21 protein-coding genes and 1 pseudogene are annotated in these 19,585 nt (G+C 70.5%); 11 read left to right on the top strand and 11 right to left on the bottom strand.

Annotated elements, in window-relative coordinates:
* Nucleotides 1-1,035: 1,035 nt before the first annotated feature.
* On the top strand, nt 1,036-1,752 hold the full coding sequence (locus tag OG429_RS41260; RefSeq protein WP_328930776.1) for a hypothetical protein: 717 nt from the start codon (nt 1,036-1,038) through the stop codon (nt 1,750-1,752).
* Entirely contained in the window at nt 1,749-2,222 is a 474-nt protein-coding gene (locus OG429_RS41255; protein WP_328930775.1) for a MarR family transcriptional regulator, read from the top strand. Before OG429_RS41260 ends, OG429_RS41255 begins: the two co-directional genes overlap by 4 nt.
* A 137-nt stretch (nt 2,223-2,359) precedes the next feature.
* On the opposite strand, the gene tpg is transcribed toward OG429_RS41255, so the two are convergent.
* From tpg to OG429_RS41220, 7 genes are all read right to left on the bottom strand, one after another.
* Nucleotides 2,360-2,914 carry a telomere-protecting terminal protein Tpg gene (tpg, locus tag OG429_RS41250; RefSeq protein ID WP_328930774.1) on the bottom strand — a complete coding sequence of 185 codons (555 nt, stop codon included), beginning with the start codon at nt 2,912-2,914 and terminating at the stop codon, nt 2,360-2,362.
* A 3-nt stretch (nt 2,915-2,917) separates the two neighbouring features.
* Nucleotides 2,918-5,161 carry a telomere-associated protein Tap gene (gene tap, locus OG429_RS41245; protein WP_328930773.1) on the bottom strand — a complete coding sequence of 748 codons (2,244 nt, stop codon included), beginning with the start codon at nt 5,159-5,161 and terminating at the stop codon, nt 2,918-2,920.
* Nucleotides 5,162-5,284: 123 nt separating this feature from the next.
* Nucleotides 5,285-6,196, bottom strand: a complete 912-nt coding sequence (locus OG429_RS41240; RefSeq protein ID WP_328930772.1) for a ParB/RepB/Spo0J family partition protein — start codon at nt 6,194-6,196, stop codon at nt 5,285-5,287.
* Entirely contained in the window at nt 6,193-7,449 is a 1,257-nt protein-coding gene (locus tag OG429_RS41235) for a ParA family protein (protein ID WP_328930771.1), read from the bottom strand. The genes OG429_RS41240 and OG429_RS41235 overlap by 4 nt, the downstream gene beginning before the upstream one ends.
* 170 nt (nt 7,450-7,619) lie before the next feature.
* Nucleotides 7,620-8,267: a ScbR family autoregulator-binding transcription factor gene (locus tag OG429_RS41230; RefSeq protein WP_328930770.1), complete on the bottom strand. Its 648-nt coding sequence runs from the start codon at nt 8,265-8,267 to the stop codon at nt 7,620-7,622.
* Nucleotides 8,268-8,464: 197 nt separating this feature from the next.
* Nucleotides 8,465-8,923, bottom strand: a complete 459-nt coding sequence (locus tag OG429_RS41225) for a carboxymuconolactone decarboxylase family protein (RefSeq protein ID WP_328930769.1) — start codon at nt 8,921-8,923, stop codon at nt 8,465-8,467.
* A gap of 107 nt (nt 8,924-9,030) precedes the next feature.
* Entirely contained in the window at nt 9,031-10,278 is a 1,248-nt protein-coding gene (locus OG429_RS41220; protein ID WP_328930768.1) for an FAD-dependent monooxygenase, read from the bottom strand.
* Nucleotides 10,279-10,367: 89 nt separating this feature from the next.
* Here OG429_RS41220 and OG429_RS41215 point away from each other — a divergent pair, with 89 nt between their 5' ends.
* The 3 genes and pseudogenes from OG429_RS41215 to OG429_RS41205 all read left to right on the top strand — a co-directional run.
* Entirely contained in the window at nt 10,368-11,135 is a 768-nt protein-coding gene (locus OG429_RS41215; protein ID WP_328930767.1) for a TetR/AcrR family transcriptional regulator, read from the top strand.
* A 331-nt stretch (nt 11,136-11,466) separates the two neighbouring features.
* Nucleotides 11,467-12,639 (top strand): epoxide hydrolase family protein, encoded by a 1,173-nt coding sequence (locus OG429_RS41210; protein ID WP_328930766.1) that lies wholly within the window; start codon nt 11,467-11,469, stop codon nt 12,637-12,639.
* A 33-nt stretch (nt 12,640-12,672) separates the two neighbouring features.
* Nucleotides 12,673-13,092 (top strand): annotated as a pseudogene (locus OG429_RS41205) (DinB family protein); the annotation flags it as partial.
* A 114-nt stretch (nt 13,093-13,206) separates the two neighbouring features.
* On the opposite strand, the gene OG429_RS41200 reads toward OG429_RS41205, so the two are convergent.
* On the bottom strand, nt 13,207-13,755 hold the full coding sequence (locus tag OG429_RS41200) for a flavoprotein (protein ID WP_328930765.1): 549 nt from the start codon (nt 13,753-13,755) through the stop codon (nt 13,207-13,209).
* A gap of 59 nt (nt 13,756-13,814) precedes the next feature.
* On the opposite strand from OG429_RS41200, the gene OG429_RS41195 reads away from it, so the two are divergent.
* Nucleotides 13,815-14,228 (top strand): SgcJ/EcaC family oxidoreductase, encoded by a 414-nt coding sequence (locus tag OG429_RS41195; protein WP_328930764.1) that lies wholly within the window; start codon nt 13,815-13,817, stop codon nt 14,226-14,228.
* Between the two features lie 3 nt (nt 14,229-14,231).
* Here the strand turns inward: OG429_RS41195 and OG429_RS41190 are convergent, their stop codons facing one another.
* Nucleotides 14,232-15,041 carry an alpha/beta fold hydrolase gene (locus tag OG429_RS41190; RefSeq protein ID WP_328930763.1) on the bottom strand — a complete coding sequence of 270 codons (810 nt, stop codon included), beginning with the start codon at nt 15,039-15,041 and terminating at the stop codon, nt 14,232-14,234.
* A 163-nt stretch (nt 15,042-15,204) separates the two neighbouring features.
* Here OG429_RS41190 and OG429_RS41185 point away from each other — a divergent pair, with 163 nt between their 5' ends.
* The 4 genes from OG429_RS41185 (at nt 15,205) to OG429_RS41170 (ending at nt 17,955) form a co-directional block, all read left to right on the top strand.
* Nucleotides 15,205-15,756, top strand: a complete 552-nt coding sequence (locus OG429_RS41185) for a dihydrofolate reductase family protein (RefSeq protein ID WP_328930762.1) — start codon at nt 15,205-15,207, stop codon at nt 15,754-15,756.
* 68 nt (nt 15,757-15,824) lie between these two features.
* Entirely contained in the window at nt 15,825-16,034 is a 210-nt protein-coding gene (locus OG429_RS41180) for a DUF4287 domain-containing protein (RefSeq protein ID WP_328930761.1), read from the top strand.
* Between the two features lie 67 nt (nt 16,035-16,101).
* Nucleotides 16,102-16,938: an NmrA family NAD(P)-binding protein gene (locus tag OG429_RS41175; RefSeq protein WP_328930760.1), complete on the top strand. Its 837-nt coding sequence runs from the start codon at nt 16,102-16,104 to the stop codon at nt 16,936-16,938.
* Nucleotides 16,939-16,959: 21 nt separating this feature from the next.
* A complete protein-coding gene (locus tag OG429_RS41170) occupies nt 16,960-17,955 on the top strand; it encodes an AraC family transcriptional regulator (RefSeq protein ID WP_328930759.1) in 996 nt (331 codons plus the stop codon).
* Here the strand turns inward: OG429_RS41170 and OG429_RS41165 are convergent.
* Complete coding sequence (locus OG429_RS41165; RefSeq protein WP_328930758.1) at nt 17,948-18,445, bottom strand: GNAT family N-acetyltransferase; 498 nt, start codon at nt 18,443-18,445, stop codon at nt 17,948-17,950. The two genes, OG429_RS41170 and OG429_RS41165, sit on opposite strands and share 8 nt — an antisense overlap.
* Before the next feature lie 98 nt (nt 18,446-18,543).
* On the opposite strand from OG429_RS41165, the gene OG429_RS41160 reads away from it, so the two are divergent.
* Entirely contained in the window at nt 18,544-19,089 is a 546-nt protein-coding gene (locus tag OG429_RS41160) for an anthrone oxygenase family protein (RefSeq protein ID WP_328930757.1), read from the top strand.
* Here OG429_RS41160 and OG429_RS41155 read toward each other — a convergent pair.
* Entirely contained in the window at nt 19,086-19,565 is a 480-nt protein-coding gene (locus tag OG429_RS41155) for an anthrone oxygenase family protein (protein WP_328930756.1), read from the bottom strand. The genes OG429_RS41160 and OG429_RS41155 overlap by 4 nt on opposite strands.
* Nucleotides 19,566-19,585: the final 20 nt, after the last annotated feature.

The raw sequence follows: 19,585 nt of genomic DNA, 5'->3' as shown, positions 1-19,585 counted from the left end.
CCACAGCGCTGCGCGCTGTGACAGAGAGTCGCCTCGCTGCGCTCGGCGAGGCCGGCCTTCGGCCGGGGCGGTCGCTTCGCTCCCTTGCCTCGCGGTGCTCGGCTGTTCCGAGTACTTCAGCGCTGCGCGCTGAGGAGAGACCGGCCTCGCTGAGCTCGGCCGAGGCTCCTTCGGAGCCTTGCTCCTCCGCTTCGCTCCGGAGCAATGAACCGCCTCGCTGCGCTCGGCGGGGCTCGGCTTCGCCGAGCCAGAGCCGACCCTTCGGGCCGGTGTCCTCCGCTTCGCTGCGGACGGCTTTTGGGCTAGTGTCCTCCGTTTTGCTCCAGACGGTTTTAGTCCGGCTTCGCTTCATCAAACGACTTTGCTAAGGGCGGCTCAGCGCTGCGTGGTGAGGAGTGAGAGACCTTGCTTGGTTGGGCTTACAGGCGTTTGGGGAAGAGCCCTTCGTTCTTGGTGCAGGAGAGGGGTGGTGGTTGTTAACGGCGTTAACGGGTAGGCGAGGGCGTGGTTCAAAGTGATGCGTGGATAAAGATGGGAATCGGTCAGATTGCCTGGGGGGTTGGGGGACTGGGTGGGGGTTCGATGGGGGTTCTGGGAAGTGATGGGGCGTCAGGAAGTTCGGGTGGCGGAGGGTTGGAGACGGGCTTCAGTGCGCGCAGCGCGGCAGGAGACGGCCTATATAAGGTACGGAGATGCGTTGCCGCAGGTCAGGGCGGGTGCGGGGGGAAAGTTATGTCCCCTCAGAAGGGACATAACTGGGGGGATGTGTCGCTGCTAGGGGGACAGAACGCGCGCAAAACGTCAGCAAGACTGACGGTATTTGCGCTAAAACGTCGGGGCGGCTGACGTTTTAGCGGGGATGTGTCGGCGAACTGCTGGGGGGATGGGTGGGGTTGGGTGAGGGCTGGCGTGAAGCCGACGGGGAGGGGGTGGCCGAGATGTGTCCCTGCTGGGGGGACATAAGACACGCCGAACGTCAATGAGCGTGACACTTGTGTCACCCTTGTTGACATACTCTCCCTGCAGATCAACGAAGTGGAGAGCAGCCTCGTGTCATCAGAGCCACAACGGCGTCGGCGGAGTCCGGCGGGTGCGCCGCGTCCTGATCTCCCCGTTGATGATGCGATCTCGGCGTGGAGTCAGCCGCTGGCTCCGGTCAAGGACCTGGACAGTCTGGCGAAGCGGTACCCGAGCCGGAAGCTGACGCTGGACGGCGAGCGTAAGCCGCTGGAGTTCTACGGGACGCAGAATCAGCCGAATGCGTTCTCGATGGACAGTCTCGAGTTCTTCCTGGTTATCGCCCAGTACTTCCGGGAAGCCTTGCCGCTGAGGCTGATCCTGCTGCTCATCGCGTGCCAGCGAGCGGGGGGGCGGATTCCTCTTACGCAGGAGGAGATGGCTACCATCCTTGACGTCAGTCGGACAAAGACGTCGGAGGCACTGCACACCGTCATGTCTCATGGGATCGTCTTCAAGGTGCGGCGGGGTGTGTACCAGTTCAACCCGCCCTACAGTTACCGGGTGGCCGAGTTCATCCCGGGGACGGAGATGACGGGTGAGTTCGTGAAGGTGGAGCAGCACAGCACCATCTCGCAGATCCGCAGCGACACGAGCCTGCCCGACCTGGTGCGGTTCCCGTCGCTGGACCACATGCGGCAGGCCATCGAGGAACTGCGGGCCGAACGGGCCAAAGAGCGCGCTGCGCGTCGGCTGAGCCGGGCGAAGCGCACGGAAGAAGGGACAGCTCAGTGAGCACCTTGCGATTCGCTGCGGTCAACGCCGACGGGCTTCTCTCCGACCTCGACCTTCCGCCTGCGGCCTACCGTGTGCTGCTGAAGCTGCGTTCGCTGAGCGAGCCGGGCGGGCGGATCCTCATCGACCAGGCCACCGTCGGTGGGCTGCTGGAGCTGAGCCGGCCGAGCGTCAACGCGGCTCTGCGGAGTCTGGAGCTCGCGAAGCTGGTGCGGAAGGTCCGCAACGGTGTGTACCAGATCAATCCGATGCTGGCCGGGTACAACTCCTTCGAAGACGCTGTCGCCGCCGTGAACGACATGGCGGCCGAGGAGCGGCTCGACGCGCGGGGGTATGTCGCCAGCTACCACCAGGCGGTGGCGGCGTATCAGGACCAGCTGGCCGAGCAGCGTCAGAAGCGGGCCGCGCAGGCCGCGGCGAAGAAGGCTGCGGAGTCGAAGCGGCGGAGGACGCTGCACGCCGTGGGGTGAAGCGCCTAGGCGGGCTTGTGAGGGGTGAATGAGGGTCCCGGGATATGCCCGGGACCCTTTGGGGTTTTGAGGGGTCAGGAGGGGCCGGGAAGGGCTTCTGAGGGCTGTTTGGGGCCCTGGGGTCTCCTGGCGCTTGGTCAGAAGGCGAAGTCCACGTAGTCGATGTCCGTGAACTCGACCAGGAGGCTCGTGGCGCGGGCGCCGTTGTCCTTGAAGTAGATCTCCTGGAGGGCTTCGGCCGCGATCTGCCGGAGTTGGGCCTCGGCGGCGCCGGCCTCCTGGGCGGCGAAGAGGCGGCCCGCGTACTCCGGCGGGAGGTGCTGGGTGATGCGGCGCATGCGGCCGTCGTCGGTGGTGCCGGGGGCCGCGGTGAAGCCGAAGCGGGCGCGGGTCTCGATGACCAGGCCGGTGGTCCTGGCCGCCTTGTCGCGGGCGCGCTTGCGCACCAGGGGCTGCCAGCGGCGGCGTACCTCGGCTTCGAGGCGGGCGGCGAGTTCGGGCTTGGGCTGCTTGATCTGGTTCTTGACGTAGCGCTCGACGGTGCGCTGGGAGATGCCGAGCGTCGTTGCCACGGCCTTTGTCGATTTGAGCTGTTTGAGCAGGAAACGGAATTGGGCGCCCGCGGATTTGGGGATCGGGCGGGTGAAGTGCTGTTCGTCGGCCTTGGTCAGGCTGTCGGAGATGTCGGACATGTGTTACTCGCCGTCTGCTGCTGCGTCGTGGCCCTTGATGTGGCGGGCGGGGTTGAGGCCTTCGTCGAGCATCCCGACGGCCCACAGGAGGGGCTGGGTGCCCTCGTGCTTGACCATGCCGGGGCTGACGCCGAGACGGAAGCCGCCGGGGAGGGGCTTGCCGTCGGGGGTGCGCGGGAGGAAGTTGAGGGGGCCGGGGCCGTCGGAGAGGTACACCGCGCAGTCGGAGAGGACCGCGATGGGGTGCAGGCCGGCTGTCGTGGCGAGCTTGTTCATCTTGCGGTGCATGTTCACGCGGGCCGTGGAGATGACGGCGGCGCGGATGTCGGGGCGCCAGGTGGGGCGTTCGAGGGCGGGCCAGCGCTCGCCGGGGCGGTAGCCGGCGCCCTGGGGGCGTTCGCGGAGCTTGCCGATGCCGCCCTTGACGGTGGATTTGATCGCCGAGAGCACCGCTGTGGGGATGGGGGCGTCCTGTTTGTGCGTCGTCATCGCCTTGAGGAACTCGGGTTCGGGCATGGCCGAGGTGACGCCGAGGTCCGCCATCGTGGCCATGTAGGCGTCGCGGAGGCGGGTGTACCAGGCGTCGAGGTACGGGCCGCACTCGGGGCGGAGCCAGGCCTCGGTGGGGTGGACCTCGTGGCCGAGTTCCTGAGCGTAGGCGAGGGTCGGGGTGGCGTACCAGGCGGGGCCGGTCGGGGGCTTGCCGTGGGGGGTGAAGGGGCTGGGCAGGCGGGGGTCGAGGGAGATCGAGGAGAGGTCCGCCAACCAGCAGCCGGGAGTCGTCGGGTCGAAGCGGGGGCTCTTGGTGTGGGTGGCGGGGCCCAGGCCGACGGTGAGGCGGTTCGCGGCTGCGGCGAAGGCCATGTTGACGTCGATGCCGACGGCGTGGGTGCGGGTGCACTCCTCGTCGGTGAGGAGCTCCGGGTCGCGGATCCAGTCGTAGGCCTCTTCGTCGAGGACCTGGTCCGGGGTGCGCTGGTGGGAGCGGGGGTAGAGCGAGGCGACCACGGGGTGTTCGTCGGGGGCCTCCGGGGGGGCCGGGTCGACGGGGCGGGTGAGGGAGCCGGGGACGGGGGCGGATTCCCAGGTGTTGGTCTCGGCGTTGCGGGCGGCACGGGTGGGGGGACGGAGGGCCGTCATGAGTTCGAGGCCGGTGACGGCCGTGGAGCCGCGGGGGGTGAGGACGCGGGAGGCGTAGGTGCTGAGCAGCTCGGCGAGTTCGGGGGCCGGGAGGTCGGCGGTGTCCTCGCCCCAGGCGCGGGGGTCGAGGGCGCCCCACGGGAGGACCGCGAGCTGGACGCACTGGCGGCCGGTGGTGGGGGTGGCCGGTCGGTAGACGCGGGCCCAGGGGCCGAAGCCGCGGCGGGTGAGCTGCCACTTGCTCTTCGCGAGCTGCTTGAGGGCGGGGTGGTTGTCGGGGAGGCGGAGGGCGCGGCGGTCTTCGAGGGTGAGGGGGAGGCCCAGGGCCTCGGTGGCGGCGGGGGTGAGGACGAGGAGGGGGTCGCCGTCCTTGCCGTTGCGGTGGAGGCGGGGGGAGCGGAGGTCGGCGGCGGGGCCCAGGGCCCAGGAGATGAGGGAGGGGAGGCCGCCGGTGGTGGGGTGGTCGAGGATGAGGCCGCCGGTGGTGTGGGCGTGGCCGGCGCCGTCCAGGACGGCGAGGGGGCCGTTCCCTGCCGGGGGCGTGGTCGGTGTGGGGGGCTGGGACTTCGGCCCGGGGCTCCGGTGGGGGGTGGGGGGTGCGGTGCGGGTACGCGTGGGGGCCTGCGGCGCTGTTCCGCTACCCGCCCCTTCCCGGAACTGGGGCTCCGCCCCGGACCCCGGGTGGGGGGTGGGGGGTTCGGGCTGCGCCACGGGCGCCGGGGTTTCGGGGGCGGGGGTGGGCAGCGCTGTGCTTTCGGCGTGGGCCGTGGGGTTGGGCATGGGAGGCTGCGGCGCGGTGGCGTTAACGGCGTTAACGCCGTTAACGGGGTGGAGGGTGGAGAGGCCCTCCAGGAGGCGGGCGTAGGCCGCGCGTTTGGGAGGGCGGGGGGAGGTGCGGCCGGTTTCCCACGACGTCACCGTTTCGCGGCGGACCGTCAGGGCCTTGGCGATCTGGTCCTGGCTCAGGCCGGCGGCCTCGCGCAGGCGCTTGCGCTCGTCCGGGTGGGGGAGCGGGTCCTGGGCGACCTCTTCGAGCAGGGCGTCGACCGCGGCGAAGAGGCCTTCCTGCTCGTTGGCGTCGGGGTGGGTGTTTCGGTTGTTCGGCATCGGTACCTCCACCCAGAGCCTATGTGAATCGCACCGCTGAACGCACATGAAACGCACGTGGGGGCGTTAACGGCGTTAATGCCGTCAGCGCCCCCGGCGTGGGTGGTGCCTCAGATGCCCAGCTCAAATGCGCAGCATGAGGAGTTCCGTGACGGCCTTGAGGTCGTCCGGGGTGAGGTGCGCGGTGAGCGCGTCCGCGATCGTTTCCGGGGAGATCGTGGAAATCGAGATCCGGGGGGCGGGGGTAGGGGCCGGGGCGGGCGGGGCGGGCGGGGCGTTAACGGCGTTAACGCCGTTAACGGGGGCCGTTCGTTGGCGGGGGGGATTAACGGCGTTAATGCTCTCGTCCGCGGCGGCCTCCTGGGCCTCCTGGGGGAGGCGGCCGATGCGGCGGGCCGGTTCGACCTTGAGCTCGCCCGTCTCCACCTTCTCCTGGAGGGTGGGGGTGAGGTTCAGGAGGGTCAGCCGCTGCGAGACCCAGGCCGCCGTCTTGCCGAGGCGCTTGGCGACCTGGGCCTGGGAGCCGTGGACGTCGACGAGTTCCTGGAGGGCGCGGGCCTGGTCCATGGGGGCCACGTCCACGCGGTGGACATTGGCGATCAGGGCCGATTCGAGGATGTCCGCCGCGGAGGTGGAGAGGGAGTCGTTGACGTGGATCTGGATGGTCTTCAGGCCTGCCAGGTGGGCTGCGGCCAGTCGGCGGTTGCCGTCGATCACGACGTACGGGGCGCGGCCCAGGCCGTCGGTGGTGCCCGGGTGGGCCTCCATGAAGGCCATGCGGGTGGCGACCGCGAGGGGTTGGAGCTGGCCCCGGGCGGTGAGGGATGCCGCCAGTTCTTCGAGCTCCGTGAGGTCTTCGCGGAGGTTGAACGGGTTGTGGGCGAGGGCGTCGATGGGTACCTCGGACGGCGGGACCACCCCCGAGGTGGGCGCGCCGGTGGCCTCCGCGATCGCCGCGCGGCGGGAGCTGACACCCGCCGGCTGAGCCCGGGCGAAGGATGCCGAGACGCCGAGTTTGTCGGCCTTGCTGCTCATGAGATCTCCCGGGCGAGGGCGCGCAGGGCGACGGCTTGGTCGCCCTTGGGGGCGTAGACGAAGAGGGGCTGCTTCACGCGGACCGCTTCGCGCTGTTCCTTGAGGTCGGGGACGACGGCGACGACCCGGGGATCCTTTATGTCCATCCAGGCCTGGAGGGAGGAGGTCGCGATGTAGCCGCGGCGGCCGTCGTAGAGGTTGACGACGAGGCCGAGGTAGTCGATGTCGAGGCTGAGGTCGTCGCGCAGGTCGTTGATCTGGGAGGTGAGGAGGTCGTACGCGTCCGCCGAGGAGTCCTCCGCCTGTACGACGATCAGCGCGCCGGAGGCGCCCGGCTGTTCGGTGTCGCGGCGGCGGCCGTAGTAGATGGCCGCGTCCATGCTCAGGCCGAGGCTCGGGGGGCAGTCGACGAGGATGACGTCGTAGTCGGCCTCGACGGGGGCCAGGGCGCGTTCGAGGGCGGCCTCGCGGGCACGGACGGTGGAGAGGCGGACGTCGAGGAGGAAGGCGTCCGTGCAGGCGGGGAGGATGTGCAGCCGGTCGCCGAAGCGGTCGTCCGCGATGGGGACGATCAGGTCGGAGAGCGGTCCCTTGGCCTCGCCGGCCATGTGGCAGGTGAGGCTGTCGCCGCCGATCGGGAGCGGCTGCTGGCCGAGCTGCTTGGTGAGGTGGCCCTGGGGGTCGAAGTCGATGAGCAGGACGCGCATGCCCAGGCCCGGGAGGTCCTCCAGGTCCAGGGGGGCGGATGCCAGGTCCGGCTGGTGGTCCTCGTCCGCCGTGATGCGGGCCAGTTGGCGGGCGACGCGTACGGGGTGGAGGGTCGAGGTGTCCTCGGCGAGGGCCTCGGCGGTGCCGGCGGTGATGGCGGTCTTGCCGACTCCGCCCTTCTGGTTGCACACGATGATGCGGCGTACGACGGAGGGCCGCTTGACCGTGGGGGCCGGGTTCATCTCCAGCCAGAGGCTGACGGCCTGGGCGAGTCCCTGGATGAGGGAGACGCCACGGTCCTTGGAGTCGGTGCGGAAGGACTCCCACTGGCCGGCGGGCAGCCAGGTGGAGAACGATTCAGCGCCGGACGTGTCGACGGGGGAGGGGGCGGAGGCGAGCGCGCTCCAGTGGGCGATCCCCTGGTGGACGGCGTCCTGGATGTCCACCCGCAGTTGGGCGGTGCGGATTTTCAACTCCTGGCGCAGCCACGGGGGGAGTTTGGAGACGACCTTCTCTCGGTCGCTCTGAGACGAGGGCGAAGTCATGAGAGGGACTTTACTAACGTCTGAGGGTGCGCGTGGGCGCCACGCTTGAGTTTTGCTAACGAATTGGCGTGTTTCCGGTTCTGGATGCGCGACAGGGCGGCCTCGCACACGCCGTAGCGAGCACCCCCGTGGTTCGCCACGGCGTGTGCGAGGCCGCCCTGGATACGCAGTCAGGCGGGAAGAGAGAGTCCGGCCCGGCACTCGGGCGAACCCGCCGGGTCGAAGTGGGGGATCCGGTGCGCGGGCACGATCCCGGGAAGGAGGAGGTTCCACAGGTCGATGACCCGTGTGTGGAGGTCCTCGCGGCCGGTGCGGACGTGCGAGGTGACCTGGATCCCGGTGAACGAGCCGACCAGGAAGGTCGAGAGGTCGTACACGTCGAGCGACGGAACTATGTCGCCACGTTCCTGGGCCGGTGTCAGACAGCCGTGGCAGGTGTCGATCCAGGTGTTGTACGGGGTCGGGTCGGGGTTGGTGAAGGAGCCGAACTCGATGACCAGGCGGATGCCGGCGCGGATGCGGACGTCGGTGCGCAGCCCGAACGCCATCTGGTGGGTCAGGTCGATGACCGTCTGGAGTCCCGGGTTCTCGATGGCGGGCACGCCCTCGGAGACCTGGAACTGTTCGTCCATCAGGGTGCGGGCGAGGGCTTCCTTGGACGGGAAGTGGAAGTACAGGGCGCCCTTGGTGACTCCGGCGTGCTTGACCACGTCGCTGAGGCTGGTGCCGCCGAAGCCGGAGTGGTCGAAGGCGATCGCCGCGCCGTCCAGGATGGCCTGCCGGGTGATCTCGGCCCGTTCCTGCCTGACCCTCGCCACGTGTCCGTCTCCTGGTCGGTCGGTGTGCGGGCGGATCCCGCGGGGGGTCAATCTAGTCGGCGTCGGGTGAAGAAAACCAGTCACCCAGTACTTTTTGGTGGATGGGTGGGCGTGGGGCGTTAACGCCGTTAACGCCGTTAACGGTGGCGGACCGTTAACGCCGTTAATGGTCCCCGGGGCGGGGCGGGCGTCCCGGGTCAGGCCCAAGGGGTGCCCGCCTGCTGGTGGGTGGCGAGGTTGATGCGGTTCCAGACGTTGACCATGGAGATGGACAGGAGGAGCGCGGCGAGCTGCTGCTCGTCGTAGTGCTTGGCCGCCTCCTCGTAGACGTCGTCGGGGACGGCGTTGCTGCGGTCGGCGACGCGGGTCACGGCCTCGGCGAGGGCGAGGGCGGCGCGTTCGGCGTCGGAGAAGTACGGGGTGTCGCGCCAGCCGGCGATGACGTGGATGCGGTCGTCGGTCTCGCCGTGCTTCTTGGCGATCTTGTGGTGCATGTCGAGGCACACGCCGCAGCCGTTGATCTGGCTGGCCCGTATGTGGACGAGTTCGAGGGTGCGCTCGCTGATGCCGGTGTCGGTGACGGTCTTGCCGACCGCGATGAGGGCGGCCATGGCGCCGGGGACGACGAGGGCCGGGTTTCCCATGCGTGCGTTCATTGCGATCTCCCTGGGTGGTGGCTGCGGTGCGGGGCTCCGGTGGAGCCCTTCAATGCACTGACGGAGCAGCGGGCGGGAATGTGACCGCTCCCGGGACATTTCTTTTTTCAGCGAGGCGTCGGGGTGGTTCCGGCGCCCTCGCGGGTGGTCGCGTAGGCAGGGAGGGGGAGCGTGGTGACGTCCGCGCCGGCCTTCAGCATCCGGTCGAGGATGCGGCGTCGGCTGAGCATGCCGTTGCGCAGGCGCAGGCCGAGCTTCGATGACGGGGCGAGGAAGGGGCCCGTACGGTCCCCGCTCTTCTGGCAGCCCTGGGAGTAGGCGCGGAGCAGGGATTCGTAGCGGGTGAAGGCGGCCCGGTGGTCCTCGGGCGAGCGGGAGAGCTCGCCCGCCAGGACGTACGCGGCCACGATTCCGGTGCCGGTACCCATGCCGCCGATGGTCGCGCCGCAGGCGGCGTCGCCGAGGAGGGCGATCCGGCCGGTGGACCAGGCGGGGACGTCGGCGCGGCTGATCGAGTCGAAGTAGAGGTCGTCGGCGGCGGTGAGGGAGGCGAGGAGGTGGTCCACCTGCCAGGGGAGGCCCGTGAAGCTCCGGCGGAGGAGAGCCTTCTGGGCTTCGGGGTCGTGGCGGTCGTAGGTGAGCTCAGGAGAGGCGAAGACGAAGAAGGCGCGGGCCCGGGTGGGGTCGGTGTGGTCGATGCCGACGCTCGCCAGGCGGCCGGGGGCGTTGTAGCCGATGGTGCCGGTGCCGGGGCGCAGGTCCAGGTGGTTGGGGAGGCTCCAGGTTGCGGCGTAGTGGCCGAGGTGGGTGACGTGGTCGGCCTCCGGGCCGAAGGCGAGGCGGCGGACGTTGGAGTGGAGGCCGTCGGCGCCGACGACGAGGTCGAAGGTGCGGGGCGGGGAGTTGCGGAAGGTGACGTCCACGCCGGTCGCGGTCTCGGTGAGGGAGGTGACGGAGTCTGCGAAGACGTACTCGGTGAAGGGGAGCGAGGCCTCGTAGAGGACGCGGGAGAGGTCTCCGCGCAGGACTTCGATGTCGCCGCCCGCGAACTCGGCGGGGAGGTGGAGGAGCTGCTTGCCGTCGTCGTCGACGAAGGTCATGGGGGAGCCACCGGTCTGGATGCGGCGGAGGTCTTCGAGGATGCCCATGCGGTGGAGGACGGAGAGATGGGTCTCGCCGCGGAAGTCGACGGCCTGGCCGCCGGGGCGGAGGGCGGAGGCGAGTTCAACGACGGTGGGGCGGAAGCCGTGGCGGCCGAGCCAGTGGGCGAGGGCGGGGCCGGCGATGCTCGCGCCGGAGATGAGGACGGTGCGGGCGTCGGCTGCGGGCTGGTGCGGGGGCTGGTGCTGGCGCATGGGACTCCATCGGTTAACTGTGTCCGGCGGACACGGAAGCGATACCGTGTACGGTAGACGCAGTTTTGGTGCGAGCACAAGGGGATCCGATGACGAACGACCAGTGGGGCGCGGCCGTGCGGTTGTTGTGGGGGCCGCCGGCCAAGCCCGCGCGGGGGCCGAAGCGGGGGCTCACGCTGGAGGGGATCGCTCTGGCGGGCATCGGGATCGCCGACGCGGAGGGGCTGGGCGCGGCCTCGATGCAGCGGGTGGCCGGGGAGTTGGCGGTCACGAAAATGGCGCTGTACCGGTATGTGCCGGGCAAGGCGGAGCTGGTCGCGCTGATGGTGGAGAGCGCGATGCCGGTGCCTGCGGCGCTGGGTACGGGTGCGGGTGCGGAACCCGCGGGCGGGGGGTGGCGGGAGCGGTTGGAGGCGTGGGCGCGGGAGTTGCTCGGGGGGTTCCGGCGGCATCCGTGGATGCTGGAGGCGACGGTCGGGGTGCGGGTGATGGGACCGCGGGAGCTGGGGTGGATGGAGCGGGCGCTCGCGGCGCTGGACGGGTGTGGGCTGACCGGTGCCGAGGCGATGGACGCGGTCGTGTTGCTGGCCGGGCACGTACGGGGGATCGCGGAGCAGGAGCGGGCGGCCGGTGCGGGTGGCGGGGACGGTGCGGGGGAGGGGCCCGATGCGCAGCTCGCGGGGATGCTGGGTGAGGTGATGCGGACGCACGGGGCGGAGTTCCCGGCGCTCGGAGCGGCGTTGGCCTCGGCGGCGGAGCATGGGGGGCGGGACCAGGCGCTGGAGTTCGGGCTGGAGCGGATCCTGGACGGGCTCGGGCTGCTGGTTGCCCGGCGGGCGGGTGGGGCGCAGGGCTGAGGGGGCGTTAACGGCGTTAACGCCGTTAACGGTGGCCGGGCGGAGCATCGGGTGAGCGGGTTGGCATTAACGGCGTTAACGGTCCCTGGCCGTCGGGCGAGCGTTAACGGCGTTAACGGCGTTAACGGTCCCGGCTCGTTCGGGCGAGGGGTGGTGGGGTGTGCGGCGGCAGCGTTAACGGCGTTAACGCCGTTAACGGCGGCGCGGGTGGAGCATCGGGTGGGCGGGGCGGCATTAACGGCGTTAACGGTCCCTGGTCGTTCGGGCGGCAGCGTTAACGGCATTAACGCCGTTAACGCCGTCGAGGGGTGCGGCCTAGCATGGCCGGTCTATGGGTGATCTTGGAGAAGGGCTGCGCGGGTTTCGGCTCGATGTGGCGCAGGCGGAGCTGGACGACCTCGACGAGCGGCTTCGTCGGGTGCGGTGGCCCGATGAGCTGCCCGGGGTGGGGTGGGCGTACGGGATGCCGCTCGGTGAAGTACGGGAGCTCGTACGGTATTGGCGCGAGGAGTACGACTGGCGTGCGGCCGAGGCACGGTTGAACGACTGGCCGCAGTTCACCACGGTCATCGACGGGGCCCGGGTGCACTTCGCGCATCTGCGTTCCCCCGAGCCGGATGCCAGGCCGCTGCTGATGACCCACGGCTGGCCGGGGTCCTTCGTGGAGTTCCAGCGGGTCGCGGGCCCGCTCACCGATCCGCGGGCGCACGGCGGTGACCCGGCCGACGCCTTCCACCTGGTGCTGCCGAGCATCCCCGGGTTCGGGCTGTCCGGGCCGACGACCGAGGCGGGCTGGGAGTTCAAGCGGGTCGCTCGGGCCTTCGGGGTGCTGATGGAGCGGCTCGGGTACGAGGCGTACGGGGTCCAGGGCGGCGACTGGGGGGCCGCCGTTTCGAGGGAGCTGGGGCGGTTGCGGCCCGGCAACGTGGTCGGGGTGCACCTGAACCTGCTGCCGGGGGGCGGGGCCACCGCCGAGCCGCGGCCCGAGGAGCTGGCCGCGCTGAGTCCCGCCGAGCGGGAGCGGACGCTGGCCTCCTGGGAGCGGTACCGGGTGTGGGCGCGCGAGCGGCAGGGGTACGCCGACATCCAGGCGACGCGGCCGCAGACCCTCGCGTACGGACTCAACGACTCGCCCGTCGGGCTGCTGGCCTGGATCGGCGAGAAGTTCGCCGAGTGGAGCGATGCCAGGTGTCCGATCGACCGGGACCAGATGCTCACCAATGTGATGCTCTACTGGCTGACCGGGACGGCCGGTTCCGCCGCGCGGATCTACTACGAGCGGGCGCACGCGGACTACGCAGGGCAGCCGCCGGAGGTGTCGGGGACGCCGACGGCCCTCGCCGACTTCCCACGGGACAACTTCATCCCACTGCGGCACGTGGCCGCGCGTACCGATCGGGTCGTGCGCTGGACCTCGTACGACCGGGGCGGGCACTTCCCCGCCATGGAGGTGCCGGAACTGCTGGTGGCGGACGTACGGGAGTTCTTCCGGCAGCTCGGATGAGCCCCGCGGGCCGCTGTCCGGCATCATCACCCGATGATCGACGAACAGCGGACCCGGCCCGTACTGGTGGGCGACGAGCGCGCCACCTTGACCAGCATCCTGCAGTGGCAGCGCGACACCCTGATGATGAAGTGCGCGGGGCTGACCGCCGAGCAGCTCAGTCGGAAGGCGGTGGCGCCGTCCGGGCTGAGCCTGCTCGGGCTGGTGCGGCATCTGGCGGAGGTGGAGCGCGGGTGGTTCCGCAACGTCCTCGGCGGCGAGGACGTGCGCGGCTACTTCCCGAGGAACGAGGCCGGGGAGTGGACGGAGTTCCACGTGGAGGACGCGGATCCGGCGGAGTCGTTCAGGATCTGGGAGGAGACCTGCGCGCGCTCGCGGGCGATCGTGGAGGCCGCCGAGTCCCTGGACGTGACGGGGCACTTCGGCGACCAGCCGTATTCGCTGCACTACATCCTGGCCCACATGATCGAGGAGTACGCCCGGCACAACGGCACGCGGACCTGCTGCGCGAGGCGATCGACGGGGCGACGGGGGAGTGAGGCCACGGAAGAGGGAGCACCCCGTCCGCTAGGCCGTGGTCGTGCCCGCGCGGTCCACGGCGTCCAGGGCGAGCTGCCACGGGAAGTGCGGGGACTCGTCCTGGCCGGCCGGGCCGGGTACGAAGCCGCCCTCGCCGTAGAGCAGTTCGACTCCGGTGCCGCGCAGGACGGCCAGGGACTGCTCGAACGCGGGGTGCGCGGCCAGGGCGGCATTGGTGCAGGGCATGGCGACGACGGGGGTGCCCTTGCCGATCGCCTCGGCGGCGACGCCGACGACGAACCGGTCGGTGAGGCCGAGGGCCCAGGCGTTGACCGAGTTGAAGGTGGCCGGGGCGAAGAGCAGGGCGTCGGCCGGCGGCCATACGTCGGGCTCGCCGGGCAACTTGTACTGCCAGCGGACGGGGTGGCCGGTCAGGGCGGCCAGCCCGTCGAGGCTCACGGCCAGCCAGTGCGCCGCGCTGGGAGTCAGCCCCAGGCACACGTCCCAGCCGCGGGTCTGGGCGTCCTCGATCGCATGGGCCACGTCGAAGACGGGCGGCGCGGCGGAGCAGAGCAGGTACAGAGTCCTCGTGGTCATGTCGCCATATGATCACACGCCTTGACCTCAACCATGCTTGAGGGAGCAGGGTTGGGTCCATGGGCACGGAATTCACGGCGGAAGCCGCAGCAGTCGAGGCGATCGCGCAGGTCGTCGCCACCGTCGAGCGCACGCAGCAGGCCAAGGACGCGGAGGGGTTCCTCGCCCTCTTCCATCCGGACGCGCTGTGGACCACCGCGCACGGGAAGGTCCTCATCGGCTTCGACGCGATCGCCGAGTTCACGCGGGCGGTGCTGCCGGCGGCGAATTGGGACGGCAAGGTCACCTACGAGGTGGTGCACACGCAGTTCCTGCGGCCGGACGTGGCGGCGGTCAAGGTGCGCCAGCGCTACCACGGAGCGGACGGCGACCACGGCGAGGGCGCTCCGCTGTACGTGATGACCCGGGAGCCGGACGGACGCTGGCTGCTGACGGCCTGCCAGAACACCCAGGTGGTGGCGGACCCCGCGTAGGGACTAGGGGAGGGTCTCCAGGAACGTGGAGACCAAGGCGTGCAGGGCCGTCGGGTCGTCGAGGTGGACGTCGTGGCCGGTGGCCGGGACGGAGGCAGCTGTGGTGGGCGCGCTCGCGCGGCGGAGCATCCGCGTCGACTCGGCCGGCGGGATGATGCCGCGTTCGCCGAGGACGAGCAGGGTGGGGCAGGTGACCCGCTCCCACTCCGGCCACCACGCACGGGTCGTGTTCTCGGTGATCGCGCAGACCATGACGTCCCGGTCGAAACGCGGGTACCAGCCGTCCGGCCGCTGTTCCAGGCCCGCGGCCCAGGCGTCGCTGCCCAGGAACTCCCGGGCCGCCGCGAGCGAGGGGAACGGCAGCGGCCAGGAGTCGAGCAGGTCGCCGATCTCCTGCGGGGTGCCGGGGTCGGCGGCGGCCGCGCCCGCCTCCACCAGGACCACGCCGCGGACCAGGTCCGGGTGGGCGGCCGCCGTCAGCATGGCGGTGTGGCCCCCGAGTGACTGGCCGACCAGGACCGGGCGGTCCAGCCCCAGTTGTGCGATGACGGCGACCACGTCCGCGACGTAGGCCGCGCGGGAGACGTCCGCCGGGCGGCGTTCGGAGGCGCCGTGGCCGCGCTGGTCGACGGCCACGACCCGGCGGCCGGGGGCGAGGGCGGCCGCGAGTGCGTCCCATTCGCCCGCGTGACCCGCGAGTCCGTGGAGCAGGACGACGGGGGTGCCGGGGCCCAGGGGGGTACCGGGGCTGCCGCTGTCGAGGCAGTTGAGGCGTACGTCGTCCCGGGTGACGGTGCGTTCGGTCCACATCATCCGATGATCATCCGACTTTTCTTCGCGGTGGGCGATGAGTTTCGGTCGGGGTCCGTGTCTACCTCTGTGACCGAGGAGAAGAGATATGTGGACGGCGTCCACAATCTCGGTTAGGCTGCAGAACGTCCGATGTGGACGCCGTATACATACAAGGGGAATCGCCATGCGCAAGGTCATCGCCTCCGTGTTCATCTCGCTCGACGGCGTCATCGAGAACCCGAGCTGGTCCATGCCGTTCTGGAACGAGGCGGCGGAGAAGTTCGCGGGCGAGCAGCTCGCGGCCAGCGACGCCCTGCTGCTGGGCCGGATCACCTACGAAGGCATGGCGCCGGCCTGGACCGCCCGCGCCGAGGGCGCCGACGCCGGCACCGAGCGGATGAACGCCATGCCGAAGTACGTCGCCACCAGCACCCTCGACACCCCCGAGTGGAACGCCACCTTCCTGACGGGCGACCTCGCCGACGAGGTCGTGGCGCTCAAGCGCCAGGACGGCGGTGACCTCCTGGTCTACGGCAGCGGGCAGCTCGTCAACGCCCTGCTCGCCCATGACCTCATCGACGAACTGCGGCTGTGGACCCTCCCGGTGGTGGTGGGGAAGGGCAAGAAGCTCTTCGGGGAGGACTCCCCGGTCAAGACCTTCCGGCTGGTCGGGACCACCGACCTCGGCAGCGGCGCGCAGGTCCACGCGTACGCCCCCGCCACGCCGTCCGCATGAGAGCGCGGCCGGAAGCGGCCGTCCGGACGACATCCGCGCATCCGCACACAGAGACGGGAAACCACGACATGACCGAGCCGGTGAAGGGTCCCGCCAGCTACTTCCCTTCGATCGAGAAGAAGTACGGCCGTCCGATCGCGGAATGGAAGGACCTCATCAGGTCCTCGCCCCTGACCAAGCACATGGAGCTCGTCTCCTGGCTCAAGGCCGAACACGGGCTGGGGCACGGCCACGCCAACGCCCTCGTCGCGCACACCCTCGCCGAGACGGGCGATTAGACGCACGCGTATGCAGGTGAGCTCTTCGGCTATGTTCCGTCTCGTGTTGCGGGGCTTGACTGTACTCATGACGCAGACGACGAAGAACCCCACGCAGACCACCCTCGTCATCGGGGGCACCGGAAAGACCGGCCGGCGCGTCGCCGAGAAGCTCGCCGCACTGGGCCGCCCGGTCCGGGTCGGATCCCGCCACGGAGAGCCGGCCTTCGACTGGAACGAACCTGCCACCTGGCTCCCCGCGCTGGAGGCAGTGGACCGGGTGTACGTCACCTACTACCCCGACCTGGCCTTCCCCGGCGCCGTCGAGCAGGTCGGCGCCTTCGCCCAGCTGGCCGTGGCCGTCGGCGCGCGGCGCCTGGTGCTGCTGTCCGGGCGCGGCGAGGAAGCGGCGCAGCGCAGTGAGGAGGCGCTGAAGGCCTCCGGCGCCGACTGGACCGTCGTCAGGTCCAGCTGGTTCAACCAGAACTTCGACGAGAGCTTCTTCCTGGAGCCCGTACTGGCCGGCGAGATCGCCCTGCCCACGGCGGACGCCGTCGAGGCCTTCGTCGACACCGACGACGTCGCCGACGTGGTGGTCGCCGCCCTGACCGACGACCGGCACATCGGCAAGACCTACGAGCTGTCCGGCCCGCGCTTGCTCAGCTTCTCCGACGTCGCGGCCGAACTGTCGAAGGTGACCGGGCGCGAGATCGCGTACGTGCCGGTCTCGGACGCGGACTACCGCGCGGTGCTGCGGGAGAACGACCTGCCGGAGGACTTCGCCGAGCTGTTCACCCTGATCCTCGACGGGCGCAACGCGCACCTGGTGCACGGGGTCGAGGAGGTACTGGGCCGTCCGCCCCGGGACTTCGCCGACTTCGCCCGCGAGGCGGCGGCGACCGGCGTCTGGGACCCGCTGTCCTGACGGAGAAGGGAGGATGGCCGCATGGACACGCTGACCGGTCTCCTCGAAGGCCCCAAGGCCCGGAGCGCCTTCCTCCTCAAGTCCGTTCTCAACCCGCCGTGGTCCGTGCGCATCGAGGACCGCGCCCCGCTGTCGGTGGTGACGATGGTGCACGGCTCGGCGTGGCTGCTGCCCGACGAGGGGGAACGGGTGCGGATCAGCCCCGGGGACGTGGCCGTCGTACGGGGGCCCGAGCCGTACACGGTTGCCGACTCCCCGGACACCCCGGTGCAGATCACGGTCGGGCCGGACCAGCGGTGCAGCACGGAGGAGGGCGTGGACGTCACCGACTCCATGGCGCTGGGCGTCCGTACCTGGGGCGCTGCCTCCCAGGACGCCGGGTCGGCGGTGATGCTGAGCGGCACCTACCAGGCGCCGAGCGAGCTGGGCCGCAGGCTGCTGGGCGCGCTGCCCACGATCCTGGTCCGGTCGGCGGGGGTCGCGGACGCCACGCTCATCACCCTGCTCGCCTCAGAGATCTCCCGGGACGAGCCGGGCCAGGAGGTCGTCCTGGACCGGCTGCTGGACCTGCTGCTGATCGGCGTACTGCGCACCTGGCTGGCGGCCCCCGGCTCGGGTGCCCCGGCCTGGTACCGGGCGCAGAGCGATCCCGTGGTCGGCCCGGCGCTGCGGATGCTGCACGAGAACCCGGCGCACGGCTGGACGGTGGAGGAACTGGCCCTCAAGGTCGGTGTCTCCCGGGCCTCGCTGGCCCGGCGCTTCACGGAGGTCGTCGGCGAGCCGCCGGTCGGCTATCTGACCGGCTGGCGGCTCGCCCTGGCAGCCGACCTGCTGCGCGAGCCGGACGCCACGGTCGAGACGGTGGCCAGGCGGGTCGGCTACAGCAGCGCCTTCGCCCTGTCCACGGCGTTCAAACGGGTACGGGGAGTCAGTCCCCGGCAGTTCCGCTCGGGGGCGGTCCCGCCGTCGGCGGCGCCGATGCCTGCGGGGCCGCCGCGCACGGTGGTGCTCACGTAGTGCGCGTCCCGGCCGGCGCGTCCAGGGTCAGGACGCCGACCGGCTGGTCACCGCTGAGTTCGCCGGTGGGGCGGAAGCCCAGGCCCAGGTAGAAGGGCTCGGGGCTGCCCTCGCCGGCGTGCCAGCAGACGTACGCCGGGCCGAGGCCGCGGCGGCGGATCTCCTCGACGACGGCGTCGACCGCGAAGCGGCCGTAGCCCTTGCCCTGCCGGCCGGCGGAGATGTTCAGGCGCCAGATGCCGGAGCGGCGGCCGGTCGGGTCCTTCGCCGGGTCCCAGACGATGTCCAGGAAGGCCATGACGAAGCCGACCACCTCGTCGCCGTCGACGATGGCCCGGGGCCAGGCGACGTCGCCGTGGACGTACGCCTCTGCCAGGGACTTCATCACCGGGGAGACGAGGTGCCCCTGGTCGGGGCGGACCTGTACCGCGCAGACCGCGTCGAAATTCTCGGCGTTGACGGGTTCCAGGCGGAGAGAAGAGCTGATCATGTGGTCAGCGTAGGACCTGCCGGGTGCACCGCGAAGGTCGGCCGGATGTTCGCCGTTTCGATCCTTCGAACCTTCGAACCTTCAGACAAGGAAGCATCATGAGCCCCAGTCCGATCGCCGGGAGCACCCGGAACGCCACCGCTCTGGTCATCGTCTCGACGGTCCTCGTCGGCCTGATGGCCGGGCTGTTCCTCGCCTTCGACCTTTCGGTGATGCCGGGCCTGGCGGCCGGCGACGAGGGGACCTACGTGACCGCGATGCGGAACTTCAACGCCGCCATCGACGGGAACGCCCTCTTCGGCGCGGTCTTCCTGCTCGCCCTGGCGGCCCCCGTCGCGTCGGCGGTCGTCGAGTACCGCGCGGGACGGCGCGGGACCGCCCTGTGGGCGGCGGTGGCCGCCTCGGCGTACCTGGTCGCCCTCGTCATCACCTTCACCGTGAACATCCCGCTCAACAACGAGCTCGCCGGCGGGGGACCGGTGGCGGGCATGACGGACTTCTCGATCGTGGAGAAGTTCAAGACCACCTGGGTCGCCACGAACATCGTCCGCACGCTGCTCTGCACGGCGGCCCTCGTCGCGCTCGCCCGCACCCTGGTCCACTACGGGCGCGCCACCGCCGCGGTGTCCCACCGGCCTTCCTAACTGCCCTGACCGTGCAGGACCAGCGCCCAGGCGAGCAGTGCGAACGCCACCGTGCACAGCACCGTCCGCCACACGTTGGCCCGTACCCAGGGCTGCTCGAAGGCGCTGCGGACGGCGGCCGGGTCGGGGATCCGGTCGACCGGTCCGGCCTTCTCCAGGGCGTTGTTCAGCGGGATGTTCACCCTGGCGGTGAGCCCCAGCGCGAGCACGTAGCAGACGAACGCGCCGATCAGCTGGGGCAGTGCCGCGCGGCCGTCGGACGGCACGGACAGCGCCAGCGCCAGACCGGTGAAGACGAGGGCGCCGAGGTAGCCCAGCATGAACCAGCCGTTGAGGATGGCCACGTTGATGCGCTGCATCACCTCGATGACCGTCCGGTCGCCGGTGCGCCGCAGGCCCGGCATCACGGATACGGAGAACCCGTAGAAGAGGCCGCTGACCAGGCCCGTGGTGATGGTCGCTGCGAGCAAGGACATGAACCGTGCCGTTTCCACGT

Origin of the sequence: Streptomyces sp. NBC_00190, from assembly GCF_036203305.1 — a bacterium.
GTDB lineage: Bacteria > Actinomycetota > Actinomycetes > Streptomycetales > Streptomycetaceae > Streptomyces.
This window is presented reverse-complemented; position numbering and strand designations above follow the sequence as displayed.

Bases quoted from the DNA above. Each gene is read 5' to 3' on its own strand.
- tpg (WP_328930774.1), bottom strand. From the start codon at position 2,914: ATGTCCGACATCTCCGACAGCCTGACCAAGGCCGACGAACAGCACTTC.
- tap (WP_328930773.1), bottom strand. From the start codon at position 5,161: ATGCCGAACAACCGAAACACCCACCCCGACGCCAACGAGCAGGAAGGC.
- OG429_RS41240 (WP_328930772.1), bottom strand. From the start codon at position 6,196: ATGAGCAGCAAGGCCGACAAACTCGGCGTCTCGGCATCCTTCGCCCGG.
- OG429_RS41235 (WP_328930771.1), bottom strand. From the start codon at position 7,449: ATGACTTCGCCCTCGTCTCAGAGCGACCGAGAGAAGGTCGTCTCCAAA.
- OG429_RS41225 (WP_328930769.1), bottom strand. From the start codon at position 8,923: ATGAACGCACGCATGGGAAACCCGGCCCTCGTCGTCCCCGGCGCCATG.
- OG429_RS41220 (WP_328930768.1), bottom strand. From the start codon at position 10,278: ATGCGCCAGCACCAGCCCCCGCACCAGCCCGCAGCCGACGCCCGCACC.
- OG429_RS41215 (WP_328930767.1), top strand. From the start codon at position 10,368: ATGACGAACGACCAGTGGGGCGCGGCCGTGCGGTTGTTGTGGGGGCCG.
- OG429_RS41210 (WP_328930766.1), top strand. From the start codon at position 11,467: ATGGGTGATCTTGGAGAAGGGCTGCGCGGGTTTCGGCTCGATGTGGCG.
- OG429_RS41200 (WP_328930765.1), bottom strand. From the start codon at position 13,755: ATGACCACGAGGACTCTGTACCTGCTCTGCTCCGCCGCGCCGCCCGTC.
- OG429_RS41195 (WP_328930764.1), top strand. From the start codon at position 13,815: ATGGGCACGGAATTCACGGCGGAAGCCGCAGCAGTCGAGGCGATCGCG.
- OG429_RS41190 (WP_328930763.1), bottom strand. From the start codon at position 15,041: ATGATGTGGACCGAACGCACCGTCACCCGGGACGACGTACGCCTCAAC.
- OG429_RS41185 (WP_328930762.1), top strand. From the start codon at position 15,205: ATGCGCAAGGTCATCGCCTCCGTGTTCATCTCGCTCGACGGCGTCATC.
- OG429_RS41180 (WP_328930761.1), top strand. From the start codon at position 15,825: ATGACCGAGCCGGTGAAGGGTCCCGCCAGCTACTTCCCTTCGATCGAG.
- OG429_RS41175 (WP_328930760.1), top strand. From the start codon at position 16,102: ATGACGCAGACGACGAAGAACCCCACGCAGACCACCCTCGTCATCGGG.
- OG429_RS41170 (WP_328930759.1), top strand. From the start codon at position 16,960: ATGGACACGCTGACCGGTCTCCTCGAAGGCCCCAAGGCCCGGAGCGCC.
- OG429_RS41165 (WP_328930758.1), bottom strand. From the start codon at position 18,445: ATGATCAGCTCTTCTCTCCGCCTGGAACCCGTCAACGCCGAGAATTTC.
- OG429_RS41160 (WP_328930757.1), top strand. From the start codon at position 18,544: ATGAGCCCCAGTCCGATCGCCGGGAGCACCCGGAACGCCACCGCTCTG.
- OG429_RS41155 (WP_328930756.1), bottom strand. From the start codon at position 19,565: ATGTCCTTGCTCGCAGCGACCATCACCACGGGCCTGGTCAGCGGCCTC.